The 19,658-nt window shown below is 71.2% G+C and carries 12 protein-coding genes and 1 pseudogene; 7 read left to right on the top strand and 6 right to left on the bottom strand.

Annotation, left to right across the window (positions count from 1 at the left end; translation table 11 throughout):
- Window positions 1–23 precede the first annotated feature (23 nt).
- Together ACZ7DE_RS11655 and ACZ7DE_RS11650 are read right to left on the bottom strand one after the other, a co-directional pair.
- Window positions 24–2,927: a DUF6603 domain-containing protein gene (locus tag ACZ7DE_RS11655; protein WP_470759859.1), complete on the bottom strand. Its 2,904-nt coding sequence runs from the start codon at window positions 2,925–2,927 to the stop codon at window positions 24–26.
- A gap of 3 nt (window positions 2,928–2,930) precedes the next feature.
- Window positions 2,931–4,004, bottom strand: a complete 1,074-nt coding sequence (locus ACZ7DE_RS11650; RefSeq protein WP_470759857.1) for a WD40 repeat domain-containing protein — start codon at window positions 4,002–4,004, stop codon at window positions 2,931–2,933.
- Between the two features lie 516 nt (window positions 4,005–4,520).
- On the opposite strand from ACZ7DE_RS11650, the gene ACZ7DE_RS11645 reads away from it, so the two are divergent.
- Window positions 4,521–5,729 (top strand): DUF2235 domain-containing protein, encoded by a 1,209-nt coding sequence (locus ACZ7DE_RS11645; RefSeq protein ID WP_470759855.1) that lies wholly within the window; start codon window positions 4,521–4,523, stop codon window positions 5,727–5,729.
- A 39-nt stretch (window positions 5,730–5,768) separates the two neighbouring features.
- Window positions 5,769–7,718, top strand: a complete 1,950-nt coding sequence (locus ACZ7DE_RS11640) for a phospholipase D family protein (protein ID WP_470759853.1) — start codon at window positions 5,769–5,771, stop codon at window positions 7,716–7,718.
- A 111-nt stretch (window positions 7,719–7,829) separates the two neighbouring features.
- Here ACZ7DE_RS11640 and ACZ7DE_RS11635 read toward each other — a convergent pair whose 3' ends face one another.
- Window positions 7,830–8,693, bottom strand: coding sequence for a thermonuclease family protein (locus tag ACZ7DE_RS11635; RefSeq protein ID WP_470759851.1), 864 nt, complete (start codon window positions 8,691–8,693; stop codon window positions 7,830–7,832).
- Between the two features lie 400 nt (window positions 8,694–9,093).
- Between ACZ7DE_RS11635 and ACZ7DE_RS11630 the strand changes: the two genes are divergently transcribed.
- The 4 genes and pseudogenes from ACZ7DE_RS11630 to ACZ7DE_RS11615 all read left to right on the top strand — a co-directional run bounded on the left by ACZ7DE_RS11630 (window position 9,094) and on the right by ACZ7DE_RS11615 (window position 12,048).
- Window positions 9,094–10,278 carry a CaiB/BaiF CoA transferase family protein gene (locus tag ACZ7DE_RS11630; protein WP_470759849.1) on the top strand — a complete coding sequence of 395 codons (1,185 nt, stop codon included), beginning with the start codon at window positions 9,094–9,096 and terminating at the stop codon, window positions 10,276–10,278.
- A gap of 401 nt (window positions 10,279–10,679) precedes the next feature.
- Window positions 10,680–10,856: pseudogene (locus ACZ7DE_RS11625) on the top strand (transcriptional regulator); the annotation flags it as partial.
- Complete coding sequence (locus ACZ7DE_RS11620; RefSeq protein ID WP_470759847.1) at window positions 10,837–11,202, top strand: MmyB family transcriptional regulator; 366 nt, start codon at window positions 10,837–10,839, stop codon at window positions 11,200–11,202. The pseudogene ACZ7DE_RS11625 and the gene ACZ7DE_RS11620, both read left to right, overlap by 20 nt.
- 60 nt (window positions 11,203–11,262) lie before the next feature.
- Window positions 11,263–12,048 carry an IclR family transcriptional regulator gene (locus ACZ7DE_RS11615; RefSeq protein ID WP_470759845.1) on the top strand — a complete coding sequence of 262 codons (786 nt, stop codon included), beginning with the start codon at window positions 11,263–11,265 and terminating at the stop codon, window positions 12,046–12,048.
- A 101-nt stretch (window positions 12,049–12,149) separates the two neighbouring features.
- Here the strand turns inward: ACZ7DE_RS11615 and ACZ7DE_RS11610 are convergent, their stop codons facing one another.
- The 3 genes from ACZ7DE_RS11610 to ACZ7DE_RS11600 all read right to left on the bottom strand — a co-directional run bounded on the left by ACZ7DE_RS11610 (window position 12,150) and on the right by ACZ7DE_RS11600 (window position 16,180).
- Window positions 12,150–13,448: a ferredoxin reductase domain-containing protein gene (locus tag ACZ7DE_RS11610; RefSeq protein WP_470759843.1), complete on the bottom strand. Its 1,299-nt coding sequence runs from the start codon at window positions 13,446–13,448 to the stop codon at window positions 12,150–12,152.
- Window positions 13,449–13,740: 292 nt separating this feature from the next.
- A complete protein-coding gene (locus ACZ7DE_RS11605) occupies window positions 13,741–15,537 on the bottom strand; it encodes a glycoside hydrolase family 6 protein (protein WP_470759841.1) in 1,797 nt (598 codons plus the stop codon).
- Window positions 15,538–15,640: 103 nt separating this feature from the next.
- A complete protein-coding gene (locus ACZ7DE_RS11600; protein ID WP_470759839.1) occupies window positions 15,641–16,180 on the bottom strand; it encodes a hypothetical protein in 540 nt (179 codons plus the stop codon).
- Between the two features lie 371 nt (window positions 16,181–16,551).
- Here ACZ7DE_RS11600 and ACZ7DE_RS11595 point away from each other — a divergent pair, with 371 nt between their 5' ends.
- Window positions 16,552–19,470 carry a glycoside hydrolase family 48 protein gene (locus ACZ7DE_RS11595; RefSeq protein ID WP_470759837.1) on the top strand — a complete coding sequence of 973 codons (2,919 nt, stop codon included), beginning with the start codon at window positions 16,552–16,554 and terminating at the stop codon, window positions 19,468–19,470.
- Window positions 19,471–19,658: the final 188 nt, after the last annotated feature.

The following is a 19,658-nucleotide window of genomic DNA, read 5'->3' as shown; positions in this document are numbered from 1 at the left end:
CGCGCGGCGCCCGCCCGGGGCGTTCATGGGCGCAGCTCCCAGCGCTCGACGAGCTGCAGCGCGGCCTGCGGTTGCGCGAGCTGTCCGCGTACCGCCTCCCAGGCGTCCGCCGTGGCGTTGACCAGGGTGACGTCGTCGAGCAGCGGTTCCAGGGTGCCCGCGGCCGCCACGCTCTGGGTGGCCGGTCGCACCCTGACGAGCGCTTCGGCCGTGCGCCACCGTTGCAGCCGCTCGGCGGCGCTGACCGCGTAGACCGCCTCACGGCGGAAGAGCCCGGGCCAGTCGGAGAACTGCCGTTCGCCCAAAGGGGGTTCGTAACCGGTCTCGTAGCCGTCGTCGACCCGATGACCGGTGCCGAGCCGGATGCCGTCGGTGCGGGCCTGCACCCCGCCTGCGTGACTGACGAACGCGGGCCTGGTGAGCTGTTCGTCCTCGGTGAGGTCGAAATACTCGCCGGGCACGAACCGCTCGGGCAGTGAGGCGAGTTCGGCGGTGGGCCGCGGCGTGCCGAGCGTGACCTCCTTGATCGTCCATGTCTGCGCCGGTACCGGCCGGCGCTCGAACCGGGTGATCGGCACTCCGAGCGGGACCGCCCGCTGGGTGACGCGCAGGACGGCGTCGGGGTGCACCAGACTCCCCTGGTTCAGCTTCTCGTTCGCCGCGGCGGTGAACACCAACGCGGTGCGTTCGGCGGCGGGACGCTCCGCGGCCCAGGCCTTCGTCTGCGCCAGCTCGGTGGTCAGCGCCTCGATCGGATTGCGTCCGGGCTGCTGCGCGACCGCCGGCGGCGAGCCCCAGCGGACGTCGAAGTCCAGCTCGACGTCCCAGAACAGCACCGAGATGCTGCCGGTGCCGAAGGCGTGCCAGGGGGCCGGACCTTCCAAGGTGAAGTCCAGGCCGATGCCGGCCAGTCGGCGGCCGAACGCGCGCACCGCGACGCCGGCCCGTACATGCACCGAGAACGCGAACACCGGGTCGAAGACGAACAGCGCGTCCAGGCCCAGATGGCCCTGCAGGCCGCAGCCGGCGACGGTCGCGTCCAACTGCACCTGGCCGCCGAACATCACCGCGTTGGAGGTGACGGCGAAGTAGGCCTCCATGCGCAGGCCGAAGCCGTTGCCCGGGGCCAGGTCGACCTGGAGCCGGTTGAGTGCGGGCACTCTCGCGGGGCGGGTGTACCGAGGGTGGAAGCCGCCGGCGGACAGGACGAACTCCGGCTTCCGGCCGCCCCGTACCAGCAGGTACAACTCGCCGCGTACGGCCAGTCCCACGATCCACGAACCGGACAGCGACACGAGCAGTTCGACCAGGGGCACCGCCGGCTCGAGCCGGCCGAGCACGCCGGCCTGGAGACGGATGAGCGGCGCCTGCGGGTCGGGCAGGCCGACGAGCAGCCGTCCCAGCAGGACCGCGCGGGCCGGTGCGGGGAGTTCGAGGATCAGCGCGCCGGACAGCGACACCATCCTTCCGCTCCAGGTGAGGCGGACCATCGGTCCGACCAGGTACCGTCCGGCGGCCACCGGGAACGCGGAGCCGAGGGCTCCGATGATCTCCTTGGCGCGTTCCACCGCGCGGTCCGGGAACAGCACGTGGTCGGCGTTGCCGGCGCCGACCAGCTGCTGGAGTGCGGTGATGTCGGCGCGCCGGTTGACGCCGACCAGCCCGCCGACCGCGTCCAGGGCGAGTCCCAGCCCCACTTGGATGCCGGGGGGCGGGAACTGGGCGGACAGCAGCACCAGGAAGCTGGTGGGGGTGTTCCCGTCCGGTGGCCGGAACAGGGCTACGGCCTGCAGGCGCAGCACACCCAGGTCGATCGAGATCAGCCCCGCGTATCCCTGGTCGGCGGTACGCCGGACCACGCCGCCGCCGGACACCGGCGGCAGCTTGAGGTCGGTGCCGATGCTCTCCGGGAACAGCTCGCGCGGCCGCGGGTCGAGGCCGGGGCGGGCCGCCGGGGAGAACGTCACGGGCAGAGCGATTCCGGCGTCGTCCAGGAACACCCGCAGCGGCAGCCCGGGCAGCCCGGCGGTGAGCGACACGGACAGTCCCAGTCGTGGCTCGCCCCCGTCCGAGGTCAGGTGCAGGGCGGCGCCCCGGGTGGACACGCCCGGCGCGTTCAGCCGCAGCGGCAGGGGGATGCGCAGGGCGCCGCCGGCGAAGCACAGACCGTCGACCCGGTCCGCCCTGAGGGTGACGTCGACGGGTTCGGACCCGCCGGCCATCGGGCTCGCCCCGCCGACGCCGACGAGCTTGGCCAGGGCGGCCGGCAGGACGGCGGCGGTGAGCCGGCGCAGCTCGATCCCGACGCCCGTGGGCGCCCCGGGGGCCGCCGTCACGGTGAGGGCGATTCCCTCGACGGCGATCCCCGGCCCGTCGGTCATCCCGGCGGCGAGCCGGCCGGCGCGCCGGAGCTCGACCGTCGCGGTGCCTCCGGGCGGCGCCGGCGGCTGACCGGGGCCGAAGGCGGCGTCCCAGCCCTGCGGAGCGGCGACGGCCGCCTCCGCGCTCCACGACTGCGCGGTCGTCGGCGGCAGGGACAGCGTCGCCCCCGCGGTGACCACCACGTCGAACACGGGCCCGTCCGGGGTCACTCCGAGCACGGCGCGGCCGCCCGCCGGCCCGGAGGGGTCCGTCAGCACCAGCGCCACTCCCAGGGGCGCGCCGGGCGCCCGTCGCCAGCCGTGCAGTCGCAGGGGCGTCGGCGAGTCGGCGGCCAGGTCGCCGACCATCTCCCGCACCAGTTCCACCAGCGAGTTCCCCGCGGGCAGCCGGTCGTGCACGGCGAGCAGCCGTCCGGCGAGCACGGTGCCGGCGGCGGACGGATCCTCGCCGGGTTCGGGCAGTGAGCGGACCAGGCCGTCCGCCGCGTCCCGGGTCAGTTCGCGCAGTCGGTCGGCGACCTGGTGCAGGAGTTCATGCGGGTCCATGGCTCACCCCTGGGTGGATTCGCCGTTGTCGACGACCAGCGCGCGGTTGAAGCAACCGACGCCCAGCCAGCGGCCGTTCGGGCTGAACGTCATCGTCAGCACCTCGTCCTGATCGGTGTTCACCTCGTACAGGTCCTTGCCGTCGAGGTTGAACAGCCGCACGACGTTGTCGATGGAGGCGCTGGCCGCCAGCTTGCCGTTCGGGCTGAACGCCACATGGGTGACGGCCCCGAATCCCGGGTCCGCCGCGCCGGGCTTCAGCTTCGGCGCCCGGCACTTCTCCACCCCGGTCTCCGCGTCCAGGACGCGGGCGAACCCGTCGGAGCCGCCGACCACGGTCCATCGGCCCTTCGGGTCGTACGCCACACAGTTCGGGGCGGTGACCTGGTCGTCGACATCGTCGGGGGTCGGCCACACCTGTGCTCCGCCCTGCGCCTCGAACATCCGGGTGGTGTCGTCGGCGGCGCAGCACAGCACCAGGGACCCGTCGGGGCTGAACGCGACCGCGTGGACGGCGTTGCCCGGCGTCAGCCGGCCGAGTTCGGCGCCGGTGGCCAGGTCCGCCACGCGCGCCGACCCGGCGTTGTGGTGGTCGCCGCCGTGGCGTTCGTCGACGGCGAGCGCGAGCCGGGTGCCGTCCCGGCTCAGGTCCACGTCGGCGATCAGCGGCCGGTCGACGGTGATCCGGCGGGTGATGGTCCCGGTGGCCTGGTCGAGCACGGCGGCCAGTGTGTCGGTGACCGCGATCAGCCAGCCGTTCGGCCCGAACCGCACGGTGTTCACCGAGTTGCCCGGGTCGAGCGGCCCTTCCCAGACGGCCGTGCCGCTCACGCTGTCCCGCAGGAACACCTGCTCGAAGTCGGCCACGGCGAGCCTGCTGCCGTCGGGGCTGAAGGCGATGCCGGTCACGGACCCGTCGACGCTCACGTCGAGCGGGGTGCCGATGCCGATCGGCACCACCCGGAGCAGGGAGTCGCTGCCGCCGCTCGCGAAGCGGGTGCTGTCCGGGCTGAAGGCGATCGCCTGGACGTCGCCCTGATGCTCGACGGTGCGTGCCACGGTGCCCCGCTCACTCATGACCGGCTCCTCCCTGTGGCTGACCGATCGGCGATGGGACGTCGGGGGCGCGCGCCGCCTCCGCGGGCCGTGCCCGGTGCGGTCGCCGACAGGCCGCGGCCGACCGGCGGAGGCGGTCACGGACGTGTCGGGGAGCGCATGGCCGGACGGCACGCCCGGGAGCCGGCAAGCGGGTTGCGCGGTCCTCGGGCCGGTGCGGCAGGACACGGGCGTGCGTCCGCCCGGGCGTCGGCGCGATGCACTGCGGGTACTCGCCCCGCGCGGGGACGGATGGGTTCGCGTCGCCGACCGTTCGCATGTCGCGTCCGCCGCCGCAGCGCATCTCCGATGTCTGCATGCGCTGCAACTCACCAGCGTAGTCGGGATGTCGGGGCTCGCCACTCGTGCGGAGCGAGCACGGCCGGCGGTCGGCGTCGGCGACGAGCACATGACGCATGGCGAGGCCCGCCGAGTGGTGCCACCATGGAAGTGGTGCTGGACACCACTCCCCCCCTCTCCTCTCGCCAGGAGGCGGCCATGTCCAAGCGTCTCGTCGTCTGCTGCGACGGCACCTGGAACTTCGCCGATCAGCCGAGCAAGACCAACGTCGCCAAGGTGGCCCTGTCCGTGCGCCAGGGGTCCGCGGGCGGCAAGGAGCAACGCGTCTACTACCACAGCGGCGTCGGCACCCAGCGGCGGGACCGGCTGCGCGGCGGTGCGTTCGGCGTGGGTCTGTCCCGCAACATCGTCGACGCCTACCGGTTCCTCGTCGAGACGTACGAGCCCGACGACGAACTGTTCCTCTTCGGCTTCAGCCGGGGCGCGTTCACCGCCCGCAGTCTGGCGGGACTCGTGCGCAACTGCGGCATCCTGCGGCGGGACCACGCCGACCGGCTCCCGGAGGCCTGGTCCCTGTACCGCAACCGCATCGAGCATCCCAACGGCACTGCGGCCACGCTGTTCCGGCGCTCGTACGCGCGCGAGACGGACATCCGCTTCATCGGGGTGTGGGACACGGTGGGCGCCCTCGGCATCCCGGTTCCGGACGCCCCCTGGCTCCAGCCGGGGGTGAAGCGCTTCAACCGCCAATGGGCGTTCCACAACACGGACCTGAGCACTTGGGTCAGGGCCGCCTTCCACGCGCTGGCCGTCGACGAGGAGCGCTCGGCGTTCGAGCCGACGCTGTGGCACCAGCAGCCGGGCGCCGACAAGCAGGGCCAGGAACTGAAGCAGGTGTGGTTCGCCGGGGTCCACTGCGATGTCGGTGGCGGCTACAAGGAAACGGGCCTGTCCGACGTCGCCTTGCTGTGGATGGTCGATCAGGCCCGCAGGCACGGGCTGGAGTTCGACGCCGGGGCCCTCGGCGAGGCCGGACCCGAGGTGATGAAGCCTCAGGACAGCATCGAGTTCCAGGTGCGATCGGACGGCGCCGGCACGCTGCACTCCTCGCGTACGGGCATGTACCTGCTGGCCAAGCCGCTGCACCGGCCGCTGGGACAGGCGGTGAACGACAAGGGCGAGCCCGACGGCAACGAGTTCCTGGCCGTTCCCACCAAGGAACGCCGCGACCGGGACCCCGACTACCGGCCGCCGGGGCTGGAGCGGTACCTCACCGGTCAGGACCGGGTGCGGCTGGAGCCGGTGCTGCTGCCGGACCTCGCGGCGGGCCTGCCGCCCATGCCGCCGGCGGCCTCCGGGCCGACGACGCCGACCGACGCGCCCCGGGGACTCCGCGAATCGCCGTGACACCACCGTGCGGCCGACCGAGCGTGAAGGAGATCCCGGATGCTCACCTCAGCGCTCTTCTCCGGCGATCCGCTGCTGGAGGCGATCGCGCAGGACCAGGACCGTATCTCCCGGACCCGGCACCGAAACGATCCCGCCGTGCAGAAGGTGCAGATCGCCCTGCTGGGCTGGGATCCCGACTGCCTGCCGGGATTCGGAGCCGACGGCGACTACGGCGACGAGACCGCCGGCGCGGTGGCCCGGTTCAAGGTCGAGGTGCTCGGGGTCGCTCCGTCCGAAGTGATCGACGACGTCGGTCCCCTGACGGTCCTGAAGCTGGACGAGATGCGGGCGCAGGCGGAACGGCCGCCCGCGCCGCAGGGCGTGGCGCCCGAGGACTGGCTGCTGAGCGCCGCCGAGATGGGCCCGTTCCGCACGCCCGCGTTCACCCTCGACAACCTGGTGCTGTTCTTCGTGGACGCCGAGGCCTACTACGCCACCCTGGCCGCGCGGCTGGACGGCCTGACCGCCGGGGACCGGGTGCTGTTCGCCGGCTGGCGGTTCTCGCCCGAGCAACTGCTGCTCCCGACGGTCGCGGGCACACCGGGAATCCTCGACCGGCTCCTCAAGCTCCGCGCCGACGGGATCGTCGTACGCGCGCTGCTGTACGGCTCGCACTTCTCCACGCTCCCCGTGCGCAGGCCCAGGGTGCCGACCCTGCCGTCCAAGGACAACTTCGATTTCCGGACCGGGCTGGTCGACTCGGGGGCCGAGGCCGTCCTCGACGCACGGGTGGGCGACTTCGGCTCCCACCACCAGAAGTGCGCGGTGGTGCAGGGCGCCGCGGAGGGCCCGTGTGCGTTCGTCGGCGGGATCGACGTCTGCCTCGACCGCTGGGACAACGCCGCCCACGTCGATCCGCCCGTTCGTCAACGGGAGCCGGACTTCCTGGGGTTCAAGGCCTCCCTGCCCGGCTGGCACGACGTGCAGTGCGCGGTGTTCGGTCCCGCCGTCGGCCAGATCTGGCAGAACCTGGTGCAGCGCTGGAACGATCCCACACGGCCCAGCCGCATCGACGCCGCCCCCGTGCCGATCCCCGCGTCGGAGGCGCCGGGACAGCCGGTCGCCTCCGGCACCCAGGCCGTGCAGGTGCTGCGCACCCTCACCTGCAAGGGCGTCTACTCCTTCCTGCCCGGCGGCGAGTTCACCGTGGTGGCCGCCTACCGCAAGGCCATGGGCCGCGCACAGCACTACATCTACATCGAGGACCAGTACCTGTGGCCCTCGCCCGTCGTCGACGACCTGCGGGACGCCGCGGCCCGAGGCGTCCAGGTCATCCTGGTCACCGCACGCGACTTCGACGTGCCGGGGCTGCGCGACGTCCACCAGGCGCTGCGGGCCGAGGCCCTCCAGCGCATCGCCTCCGCCGCCCCCGGGAACGTCCACTGCTTCCACCTGGAGCAGGCGGCGACGTCTCAGCAGATCTACGTGCACGCCAAGCTCATGATCGTCGACGACCAGTACGTCGCGGCGGGCAGCGCCAACCTGAACTTCCGCTCCCACTCCACGGATTCGGAACTGCAGCTCGGCGTCTTCGACACGGAGCTGGTCGACGGGACGATCGGCGGCGCCCCGCACCCGGTCGGCAGGTCCGTCCGCGAGCTGCGCACCCAGATCTGGGGAGAGCACCTCAACGAGGACCCGTCCCTGCACGAGGACGCGCTGGCGGGTCTCGCACGCATGCCGAACTCGGGCGGCAAGACCGGACACCTGGTGAACTTCCCCGTCCCCGCGCAGGTGCCCGCCGTGGACTGGCGCGAGACGCTGCGCGAACTGCTGCGCTCGATCCAGCACATGGACAACTGGCAGTTCCTGGCGCCGGTGGTGTTCGGTCCCCTGGCGCTCCCCATCGAACTGGTCCCGGGCCTGGACCTCGGCACCGCCGCGGACCTCATCCCCGACCCCGAGGAATTCCTGCGCAGGCTCCTCAACCCCCACACCATCTGCTGAACTCCACGGCCCAGACGCCTCGCCGTTGCGGGTGTCTGCCCCTGGTCGACCGACCAGGGGCAGACACCCGCAACGGCGGGGGCAGCTGAGGACAGCTGGAGGCGGCTGGTGTCAGGCGTCCTCGAAGAGCAGGTCCTCGGGGGGATGCGTCATCCTCACGGTCTGGCCGTTCGTGGCCTCGACGACATGGTGCAGGCCCACACACCGCTCGCCCGTGGACAGGATGGAGAAGCGGTCCGCGACGCCGGCCAGGAACGCCGGGAAGCACGATATCGGCATGCTGCCGAGCTGGAGGTAGTCCACCAGACGGCGGAACAGCTTCGGGAGCAGCACCAGGTCGTCCGTCAACGAGGACAGGCCACTGATCTTCGCGCCCGTCGTGGTGACGTCACTCGGCCACAGACCCCGTCCTGCCTCCCGGGCCTCCTTGGCCACGGTGGCCATCTCCGCCCGCAGGCTGGTGAACAGGCTGCGGTAGAACATCGGGAACACCAGTCCCGCGGTGAGCAGGTGGTGATTGACCGTCGTCCTCAGCACGGCGGCGTCCACGTCGATCTCCAGGCCACTGGTCCCGGGGGGCGTTCCCCGCCCTGCCAGGGCGATGCAGCGGCCGTGCACATCGGTGCCGCGGGTGAGCACGAAGCCGGGAACCGTGTCCGGGGTGGTGGCGGTCACGGTCTCGTCCGGGCCACCCTGGACCTCGGTGAAGCCCAGCCAGCTCAAGAGTTCGTCACGTGCGGCGTGGGCGTACTGCAGCGGCTGGTGGACACGGTTCGCGCCGTAGTGCGTCTCGAGAGCGTCGATCGCGTCCAGCCGCAGTTTCGCGCGGCCCGTCGCGCTGTGATCGACGGCGCGGCCCAGCCCGCCGCCGACGAGGTCCCACTGCGCGGGGTCGTCGGCCGTGAAGTGGACCGTGTCCCCGTCCGGCTGCGAGCCCCTGACGTCGTAGAAGCCCTTGATGATCAGCATGGGCATGGCGACTCCTCCGCGGAATCAACGGTGAATGTCTGCAGATTGCGGTGGCCGTAACCCCGCAGATTGCCGTGGCCGTAACCCCGCCCAACGGCTGCCGTGAGCCCCGCCCCTACGGCTGCTCCCGCCCCTACAACTCGTAGTCCCCCTGCTTCACATGGTGCGCTCCCGCGACTGGGTTCGCACCTCGGAACGAGGGGTCTCGCGATCCCGGTCGGAGGCGCCACCAGGGCTCCGCGAGGTGTCCCCGCCTGATCACCGGAAGCCGGATGCGTATCCTGACGATGCCTCGCCGGACCCCGCGCAGCAGCGGTGCCGTCGCCGGCCCCGCGCGGTGAACGGGTGGGCCTTCAGGTACGTCTGCCGGGCCACACCCGGACCAAACCGTCGCGATCGGAGTGCGATGAACACCCTGCCTCTCACCGGCGTCACCGTGGTCGCGTGCGAACAGGCCGTCGCCGCCCCGCTGGCGACCCGCCAGCTCGCCGACCTCGGAGCCAGGGTCATCAAGGTCGAGCGACCCGGGACCGGGGACTTCGCCCGCGACTACGACGAAACCGTCCGCGGCATGTCGAGCCACTTCGTGTGGCTCAACCGCTCGAAGGAGAGCATCACCCTCGACCTCAAGCACCCCGACGCCCAGGACGCCCTGCACCGTCTCATCGAGGGGGCCGACGTGTTCATCCAGAACTTCGCGCCGGGCGCCGCGGAACGTCTCGGCCTCGGCGCCGACGAGCTGCGCGCGCGCCATCCCCGCCTCGTCGTCTGCTCCATCACCGGGTACGGCCCCGACGGGCCCTACCGTGACGCCAAGGCCTACGACCTCCTCATCCAGGCCGAGGCCGGTCTGCTGTCGGTGACCGGGAGCGAGGAGACACCGGCCAAAAGCGGAATCCCCGTGGCCGACATCAGCGCCGGCATGCACGCCTTCTCCGGAATCCTCGCCGCCCTGTACGAGCGCGAGCGCACCGGGGCCGGCGGCATCGTGGACGTCAGCCTGCTCGACTCGCTCGTGGACTGGATGGGCTACCCCTTCTACTACGCCGCCTACGGCGGAACTCCCCCGCCCCGCACCGGCACCAGCCATGCCGCGATCGCACCGTACGGGACGTTCACCGCCGGCGACGGGACCGAGATCGTCCTCTCCGTGCAGAACGAACGCGAGTGGGTCTCCTTCTGCCGTACCGTGCTCGGCCGCGAGGAGCTGGCTTCCGACGAGCGATTCGACAGGGGCAGCCGGCGCGTCGCCAACCGTCAGGTACTGGAGGACTGCATCGCCGAGGTCTTCTTGGGCCTGACGGGCGAACAGGTCGAGCAACGCCTCACCGAGGGAAGGATCGCTCACGCCCGGCAACGCGGGGTCGGAGAGATCGGCGTGCACCCCCAGCTCGTCGCCCGGGACCGGCTGACCGAGGTGGACTCCCCCGTCGGCCCGCTGACAGCCGTCCTGCCGGCCATCGGCCTCCCCGGTCGTCCTCCGCGGATGGGCCCCGTCCCCGCCCTCGGGGAACACACGGACGCCGTCCTGGAGGAACTGGGCTACGACGGCGCCGCCCGCGCCCGGATGCGCGCCGAGTCCGCCGTGTGACGACGGCTCCGGGATCGGGCGCCGCCGTGCTTTGGAGTTCGCCGCGGCCTCATGTCCGCGGGCGCGTCACGAACGGCGAAGGACGGACCGACGAGGTCGGCGGTCCTGTCCCACAGCCGGCCGGCCAGGGCCGCGTCCAGGCCCGCCCTGCCCTGTCGGCGGACGGCCGGAAAGCCCCGGAAGCCGCCCAGGCCGTCCGGCCCGACATAGGAGTCGCCGGGGACGTCCTGGGTCGCGGCGTAGAGCTAGCGAGAGCGCTCCGCGCTCCGGGTCGTTGGTGAGGAACGTCAACCGGTTGACGACGTTCGGACGAGCGCGATCACCTGTTCCTGCTCGCCGGCCACCGCACGGCCTGCCGTGGACTGTGGCTCCAGCACGTGAGCCCCGGGCTGACGCGGGTCATGGACGGCCTGGCCGGAACCACCGCGCGGGTGAGGGGCCCCCTGGGCGAGACGTTGCTGCAGACGCCGTCCGCGGTGACACTGCTCGGCGAACAGACCCGCTACAGCGGCAACGCCCGCAGCGCGACGTACCGGTGGTTCACCGATCCGGCCGCCCGTGAGCCCTCCCACCCCGAGGACCACGACGACAACATCCGGACCGACGCCGCGCTGCTGCGCGCGGCTGTCACCCGGGACGGGCCCCGGCTCCCCCGCGGCGAACCTGGCGGACCTCCTGCTGCGCGTCAGCGGCGAGTTCGCCCGGCTGTGGGAGCGTCACGAGGTGGGCCTGCGGTGGAGCGAGACCAAACGGTTCGTCCATCCGCAGGTCGGACGCCTGGACCTGTGCTGTCAACTCCTGCTCGAGCCGGACCAGAGGCAGTCACTCCTCGTCTTCACCGCCACCCCGGGCACGGTGAGCCACGAGAAACTCGCCCTGCTCACGGTGCTGGGCACGGACCGTTTCGCCCTCGACTCCGAGTGACGGCGCACGTGACGACCGGCGGCCTCCACCGGCTCGCGCCCACCCGCTAGAGTGTCTCGCGTGTCAGGAAACACGTCCTCCAGCTACCGCGACCGCAACTCCACGGCCGACCGGGCACTGGACATTCTGACGATGTTCGACGACACCCAGCTCGTCGTCTCGGGAACCGCCGTGGCCGAGCGTCTCGGCGTCGCGCGCTCCACCGCCTACCGCTACCTGCAGAGCCTCGTGGCCGGCCGCTTCCTCGAAGAGGCCCCGGGCGGAGGCTTCCGGCTCGGCCTGCGTGTGCTGGAGGTGGCCCGTCTGGCCCGCCGCAGCTACGGCCTCTCCGAGGTGGCGCTGCCGTCGATGGGGGCGCTCGCCGAGGACGTCCACGAGACCGTGCTGCTGACCCGGCGGGCCGGGGACCTGGTGGTGTGCGTGGACCGCGCGGAGAGCGCCCGAGCGGTACGCATCTCCTACGAGCGGGGCAGCGCCCTGCCGATCAACGCCGGCGCCTCCGCCCTGGTCCTGCTCGCCTGGAGCCCGGAGGACGAGAGCCGCGGACTGCTGGAAGCCGCCGAGCTGCGCCGGTTCACACCGGCCACCCTCACCGACGTCGACGCCCTGATGGAACGCCTCGGGCGGATCCGCCGCATCGGTTACTCGGTCACCCGCGGCGAACTCGACCCCGACGTGGTGGGCATCGCCGCGCCGATCCGGGACGAGAACAAGCGGGTGGTCGCGGCGGTGAGCGTGGCCGCTCTCGCCTCCCGGGTGTACCCGGAGGCGGAGACGGAGATCGCCCAGAAGGTCCTGGCCACGGCCGGCGAGATCAGCGACCGGATGGCGGTCGTCGCGGGCTGATCCCACCCGCGCCACCCGCACAGCCCCGCGCCGCCCGTACATGCCCCGCACACGCACCGCGCCCGCCCCCGCCCGGGCTCCGGCGCCGTCGAGGAGGGTGGTCAGCCGGGCCAGACGTTCTCGACGTAGTAGCCGGACTCGTTCAGGGCGTTCAGCCAGGCACCGGCCTCGTCGTCCTCGGCGCCCGTGTACCTGCGGTAGACGGCCATGAACGCTTCCCGCACGGCGGGAGCCATGCGGCGCCCGTCGTCGCAGATGTAGACGCGCCCGCCGGCTTCCAGCGCGGCCCAGATCTCGTCGCTCTCCTTGGCGATGCGGTCCTGGACGTAACGGACACCGTCCTGGGGCGCGCGGGAGAACGCGGGCCGCATGCTGACGGCTCCTGCGGCCTCGGCCGCCTCCAACTCCTCGCGGTGCAGGTAGTCGACGTCGGGATGCTCGCAACCGAAGTAACACAGCAGGGTGCCGGTCGACTTGGCGTGGTGGCGGTCGAGGACGGCCCCGCGGAAGGGGGCCAGGCCGGTGCCCACGCCGACCAGGATCACCGGCGCGGAGTCGTCCGCCGGCAGACGGAAGACCTCGCGGCAGGGCAGCACCCGTGCCTGGACGGTGTCGCCGGCCGTCCTGGTCCGCAGGTGGTGCGAGCCGATGCCGCGGAACAGACCCCTGCCGGAGCGGTGGGGCGCGGCGAGCAGCGCCACCATCAGGTCGACCTCACCGGGGGCGGCCTCGGCGGACGAGGAGATCGAGTACTGGCGCGGGCGCAGCACCGGCAGCAGTTCCAGGAATGCCTCGAACGGCAGCTCGCAGGCCCGGTGGCGCTCCAGCAGGTCCAGGACGCTGTGTCCGACGGCGGTCACCTGCTCGCGGAACGTCTCCGGGTCGGCCGAGGCGAGTTCCGCCAGGGGACGCTTCTCGGGCAGGCTGACGGTGTGCTCGGCGAGCACCGCGACCTGTTCGCGGGTGGCCGGATCCTGCAGCTCCACGAAGTCGGTCAGCAGGCGGCGCAGGGTCGGTGGACTGTCGGCCGGCAGGGCGTGGCGGCGGGGGTCGTGCAGCCGGACGGCGCGGTCCAGGCCGAGGCCGAAGCGGTCGGCCACGCGCCGGACGAGGTCGTCCGGGTTGCTCGGGAGCACGGCGAGGCAGTCGCCGGTGCGGTAGGTGACGCCCGCGGGGAGGCGCAGTCTGAGGAAGCGCCTGGACCGGGCGAACTCTTGCTCCAGGTCGACCAGTTCGTAGGAGTCGAGCACCTTCATGGGCTGTAAGCCGTGTCGTTCGGCGGGGCCGCCGATGACCGGATCGGTCGTGTCCTCCAGTGCGACGTGCAGTGCATGGCCCACCAGGGGCGGGCCCGGGCGCTGGGGGATCGGCTCCGTTCCCCGCAGGGTCGCATCGGTCATGAGCGTGCCTTCCCATTCCGCTCCGACTGTTATCGGTTCAACCATACGACCGACGTTGTCACTTGACAATGTCAGCCGATTTCGTTGCCCGATAAAGTCGCTCACATCACACGAGAGAACCGATGAGGACCAGTGGGAACCAGTGGGGACCAGTGGGGATCCGATGGGAATCAGGCGTGACAGCCCAGGCCGCCCCGGGGCCGCACCCGACATGGAGTGCGGGATCCGCCGGGATCCGTCCCTCGGCAGTGCCGAGGGACGGATCCCGGCGGTCATCCACCGAGTCGACAGGTCATGACAGCGGCGGGTACGCGTTCTTCACCAACTGCTGGAACTGGGCCGAGAACCAGCGTCCGGCCAGCGGCGAGTTCGGCAGCGCGCCCGTGGGGTTGTTGCCGTTGCGGGGGTTGCCGCCGTACGTCGGGTCGCACATCCGGTCGAAGCCCTTGCCCTCGTCGTTGGGAATGGCGGCGCTGTTGCCGTCCGACTCCCCCGGCGGCTTGACCCACACGTAGGCGTCGATGCCGGCGGCCGGAGCCGCGGTCGGCCGTTCGCCGATGCCCGCGCCGCTCTGGTTGCACCAGTTGCCGGCGTGGATCCGCCGGTCGATACGGCTGGCGTCGACGTAGCCGTCCACGGTGGTCTGCGCTCCGGGACCGGTGGGCCGGGCGGAGCCGCCCCAGCCGTTGCGCGAGGTGTCGATCAGCATGCCGAGTCCGGACTCGAATCCGGCCGCGACGAGCTTGTCACGCATAGCCTGGGCGAAGGACTGCTCGTCCACGTACTGGTTCCAGTCCACCCACTTCGACTGACGTACGGTCTGACCGTTCACCGTGTCGGTGACCTTGAGGTACGGCTCCTTGGTGGGGCTGTAGTTCGCGGTGTTGACGATGAAGCCGGCCACGTCGCTCACGCTCGCGCCGTTCGACGTCGCGACCTTGGCGAACTCCTGCACCGCGGGACCGAGGTTGCTGTCCCAGCCGAGCCAGCCGTGGTGGCCGGCGTCGATGTAGTTGTAGACGTTCGGGATGGCGCCCAGCTTGTCCAGGGCGTAGGAGACGCCCTTCTCGTAGTTGCCGTTGGCCTTCATGGCGACACAGGCGTCGGTGGTCGTGGCGGTGCCGCCGGCGTTGGTGACCAGGTTGGGCAGCGAGTCGGGCTCGATGACGGTGGCGATCCGCAGGCCCGCGTACTTGGACTCGGACAGGATCGATGCGATGGGGTCGATGTACTGGGACTTGTACTTGTCGAGGTCGTTGGGCCCCAGCTCGCCGTTGGAGGCGAGGGCGGCGCAGTCACGGCCGGGCAGGTCGTAGATGACGATCTGGACGACGAGGTCGCCGGAGCCCTTCTGCTTCAGCGCCTCGTCGAGGTGGGCGCGCAGTCCCATGCCGCCGTTGACGCCGTTGATGGCGACGATCCGGTCGAGCCAGACGGCGGTGGGCTGGTTGGCGATGGCGCTGCCGCCCGGCTCGGCGGCGGCCTTGGCGGACCACTCGGGGTTCACGTACACCTTGGCGCCGGTGTAGGGGTTGTTGGCGCGGTTTCCGTTGCCACCGCCGTCATTGCCACCCGTGCTTCCTCCGGTGCCGCCACCCGTACTCCCGCCGGTGCTACCGCCCGTACTCCCGCCGGTGCTGCCACCCGTACTCCCGCCGGTGCTGCCACCGCTGTCGACGTTGCAGGTGACGCCGTCGAGCGTGAACGTGGCGGGCACGCCGTTCGTGCCGCTGTAGGAGCCGTTGAAGCCGAAGCTGACCGAGCCGCCGCTGCCGAGACCGCCGTTGTAGCTCTCGTTGGCGACGCTGACGTCGGCGCCGTTCTGGGTGACCTTCCCGTTCCAGAGATTGGTGACCTTCTGGTTGCCGCCATACGACCACTTCAGCGTCCAACCGGACTTGGCGGCACCGTTGTTGGTGATGGTCACCGCGGCGGTGAAGCCGGTGTCCCACTGGCTCTGCACCTTGTAGTCGACGGCGCAGGGGATGGCCGAGGTGGCGGCGCCGGCCTGGCCGACGAGCAGTGCCGTCCCCGTCGTCCCGGCGACCAGCGCCAGGGCGGTGAGCAGCGATGTCCTGGTGTAACTCATGAGTGCGGGTTTCCTTCTCTCGATGGGGCCTTGCGAACGGAGGGCGCGCGGAAGTCGCGCAGCCCGACGCACTGAGCGGTGGCTGGGCCGCCGCAGGCTGAGTTCAGGGACGGACCGGAGGAGCGGTGCCGCGCGATCCCGGGCCGGCCGGACAGGACGGCTCGCGGTCCTCGAACCGCTTCACGCCGCGGCCGACGACAGGGTGCGCCCCCCTCTTCGGCACGCCGCCGCGTACGGCACGGCTCACGATGGCGCGTACGGCACGACTCACGGCGCCGCGTACGGCGTCGGCGCGAGCGCGCTCACCAGCGCCCTCGTACGGGGTCCGGCCCGAGGCGCCGCAGCCGGGTCGGCACGTCACGAGCTCCGTGGCGCTGGAGGTCGCCCGGTCCGGGTGCTCCGCGAGCGGGTACTCACGGGAGCCTGGTGGTGTCTCGCAACGCCGGCCGCCGAAGCGCAGCTGGACGGGGCGTGCTCCCTGCCCGTGCCGACGGGCGCGACCGCCAGAGGCGCGTCCACGGTGCACGCCGTCCCGTGGGGTCCGGATGTCGATGGTGCGGAATTGCTCGTCGGCGTCACGGTCGTCGACCGGCTCGAAGCCCTGGAAGCCGCTGTGCCACTGGCTGGTGACGGTGTGTCCCACGGTGCACGCGGCCGTGGTTCCCCGGGCCGAGAACACCGACAGGGCCGCGCTCGGGACGAGCGCGTCCGGACCGTCGCTGACTAAAAGTACTGAATGCGGGGGGTGTCGCATGAGCGAGTCCTTGCAGTTTGGCGCGTCGCTACGGACGCGTCGACTGATGGAACCGCTCCCACTGGTGAGGAGGAAGTTAGCGCCAACTGCCGGGGTTTCATAGTGCCCTTGCGAAATTTTCGCTCCCGTCGGCCCAGTTCGAACTTTGAACTCCGAACATCTTGACCGCGCACGCCTTCATCCCCACGATGGGAGCGCTCCCACTGGATTCAGGCCTTGGCATCTCTCCGTGAGTCGCGTGACGCAAGGAGGAACAGCACATGGATCCCGGACGCAAACGCAGGACCGTACGGCGGGTGTGGACCGCCGTCGCCGCCGCGTTCGCCCTACCGCTGTCGATGCTCGCCACCGGCACGACCACCGCGAACGCGGCGACCGTGCAGTGCAGCGTCGACTACAAGACCAACGACTGGGGTTCCGGCTTCACCGCCGACCTCACCATCACCAACCGCGGCACCGCCGCGATCGACGGCTGGACCCTGACCTACGGCTACACCGGCAACCAGAAGCTCTCGAACGGGTGGAACGGCGTCTGGTCCCAGGCCGGTCAGGCCATCACCGTCAAGAACGCCCCGTACAACGCAACCATCGCCCCCGGCGGCGCCGTCTCGGCGGGAGCGCAGTTCAGCTACAGCGGCAGCAACGCCGCCCCGACCGGCTTCGCGGTCAACGGCACCAGCTGCGTCGGCGCCCACCAGCCGCCGATCACCGTACTGACCAGCCCGGCCGCCGGCGCGGTCTACTCGCGGGGTGACGCGGTGCCGCTCGCGGCGACCGCCGCGGCCGCGGACGGCGCGAGCGTCAGCAAGGTGGAGTTCTACGACGACACCACGCTGCTGGGCACGGACACGAGCGCGCCCTACACGCTCTCCGCCTCTGGTTTGACCGTGGGCAGTCATTCCCTGCTGGCCAAGGCGTACGACAGCCTGGGCGCGTCGGCGGAGTCCACCCCGGTCGGCATCACGGTCGCCGCCGGTCCCGCCGTGGTGGCCTCGACCAGCCAACTCGCCGTCCAGCAGGGCAAGTCGGCGACGTACGACGTGAAGCTCTCGACCCAGCCGTCGGCCGACGTGACGGTGACGACCGCCCGGACCGGCGGCAACACGGGGCTGTCCGTGACCGGCGGGGCGTCGCTCCTCTTCACCCCGTCGAACTGGAGCAACCCGCAGAAGGTGACCGTCACGGCGGACTCCTCCGGCACGGGGGCGGCGACCTTCGAGTCGACGGCCGCCGGGCACGGCAAGGCGACGGTGACGGTCACCCAGATCGCCGCGGCCAAGGGGTACGACGCCCGGTTCCTCGAGCTCTACGGCAAGATCACCAACCCCGCGAACGGCTACTTCTCCCCCGAGGGCATCCCCTACCACTCGGTCGAGACACTGATCGTCGAGGCCCCGGACCACGGCCACGAGACCACGTCGGAGGCGTACAGCTACCTCCTCTGGCTCCAGGCCATGTACGGGAAGATCACCGGCGACTGGAACAAGTTCAACGGCGCCTGGGACATCATGGAGAAGTACATGATCCCCACCCACGCCGACCAGCCGACCAACTCGTTCTACAACGCGTCCAAGCCGGCCACCTACGGGCCCGAGGAGGACACGCCGGACCAGTATCCGACCGCGCTCGACTCGTCCGTGCCCGTCGGTTCGGACCCGCTCGCCGGTGAGTTGAAGTCGACGTACAACACGGACGACGTGTACGGCATGCACTGGATCCAGGACGTCGACAACACCTACGGCTTCGGCAACACGCCGGGCGGCAAGTGCGAGGCCGGACCGACGGCCACCGGTCCGTCGTACCTCAACACCTTCCAGCGCGGCCCGCAGGAATCGGTGTGGGAGACGGTTCCGCAGCCGACCTGCGACGCCTTCAAGTACGGCGGCAAGAACGGCTACCTGGACCTGTTCACCGGGGACAAGTCGTACGCCAAGCAGTGGAAGTACACCACCGCCCCGGACGCCGACGCGCGTGCGGTGCAGGCCGCCTACTGGGCCGAGACATGGGCGAAGCAGCAGGGCAAGGGCTCGGCCGTCTCGGGCACGATCGCCAAGGCCGCCAAGATGGGCGACTACCTGCGCTACGCCATGTACGACAAGTACTTCAAGAAGATCGGCAACTGCGTCGGTCCGACCGCCTGCGCGGCCGGCACCGGCAAGGACTCCTCGCACTACCTGTTGTCCTGGTACTACGCCTGGGGCGGCTCCAACGACACCAGCGGGGGCTGGGCCTGGCGCATCGGCTCCAGCTACGCCCACAGCGGCTACCAGAACCCGCTCGCCGCGTACGCGCTCAGCGCCGACGCCGACCTGAAGCCCAAGTCGTCGACCGGTGCCGCCGACTGGGGCAAGTCGCTCCAGCGGCAGCTGGAGTTCTACCGCTGGCTGCAGGCGGACGAGGGCGCCATCGCCGGCGGCTCGACCAACAGCTGGGCGGGCCGCTACGCGACCCCGCCGGCCGGGAAGTCGACGTTCTACGGCATGTACTACGACCAGCAGCCCGTCTACCACGACCCGCCGTCCAACCAGTGGTTCGGCTTCCAGGCGTGGTCGATGGAGCGGGTCGCCGAGTACTACCAGCAGACGGGGAACGCTTCCGCGAAGGCGATCCTCGACAAGTGGGTCAAGTGGGCGCTGTCCAAGACCACGATCAACCCGGACGGCAGCTACCAGATCCCCTCCACGCTCCAGTGGTCGGGCCAGCCCGACACCTGGAACGCGTCGAGTCCCGGCGCCAACAGCGGACTCCACGTGACCGTGGCCGACTACACCAACGACGTCGGCGTGGCCGCCGCGTACGCCAAGACCCTGACGTACTACGCCGCCAAGTCCGGTGACGCGAAGGCGAAGTCGACGGCGAAGGCGCTGCTGGACGGCATGTGGGGCAACTACCAGGACAGCCTCGGTGTCGCTGTTCCGGAGACCCGCACCGACTACAGCCGGTTCAACGACACGGTCTACGTGCCGAGCGGCTGGAGCGGCAAGATGCCGAACGGCGACACCATCAACTCGTCCTCGACGTTCTCCTCGATCCGGTCCTTCTACAAGAACGACCCGGCCTGGTCGAAGATCGAGGCCTACCTGAAGGGCGGCGCCGCGCCCGTCTTCACGTACCACCGGTTCTGGGCCCAGGCGGACATCGCCCTGGCCATGGGCTCGTACGCGGAACTCCTCGAATAGTCCCCGCCGGCGCTCCGTGTACGCGGCCCCGTCACCTGACGACGGGGCCACCCAGCCGGGCGGCCCCCACTCCCACGGGGGCCGCCCGGTCCTCGCACGCGATTCCCCTACGCAAACAGGAGGCGCCACAACCGGGGCAAGCGTTTTCCACCCTCGACCATCGGCGACGGACACCCATACCCCCCTAC

The sequence above is a fragment of the Streptomyces sp. NPDC037083 genome (assembly GCF_055606485.1).
The sequence above is the reverse complement of the archived record's forward strand: the minus strand, read 5'-3'. Positions and strand labels throughout refer to the sequence as shown.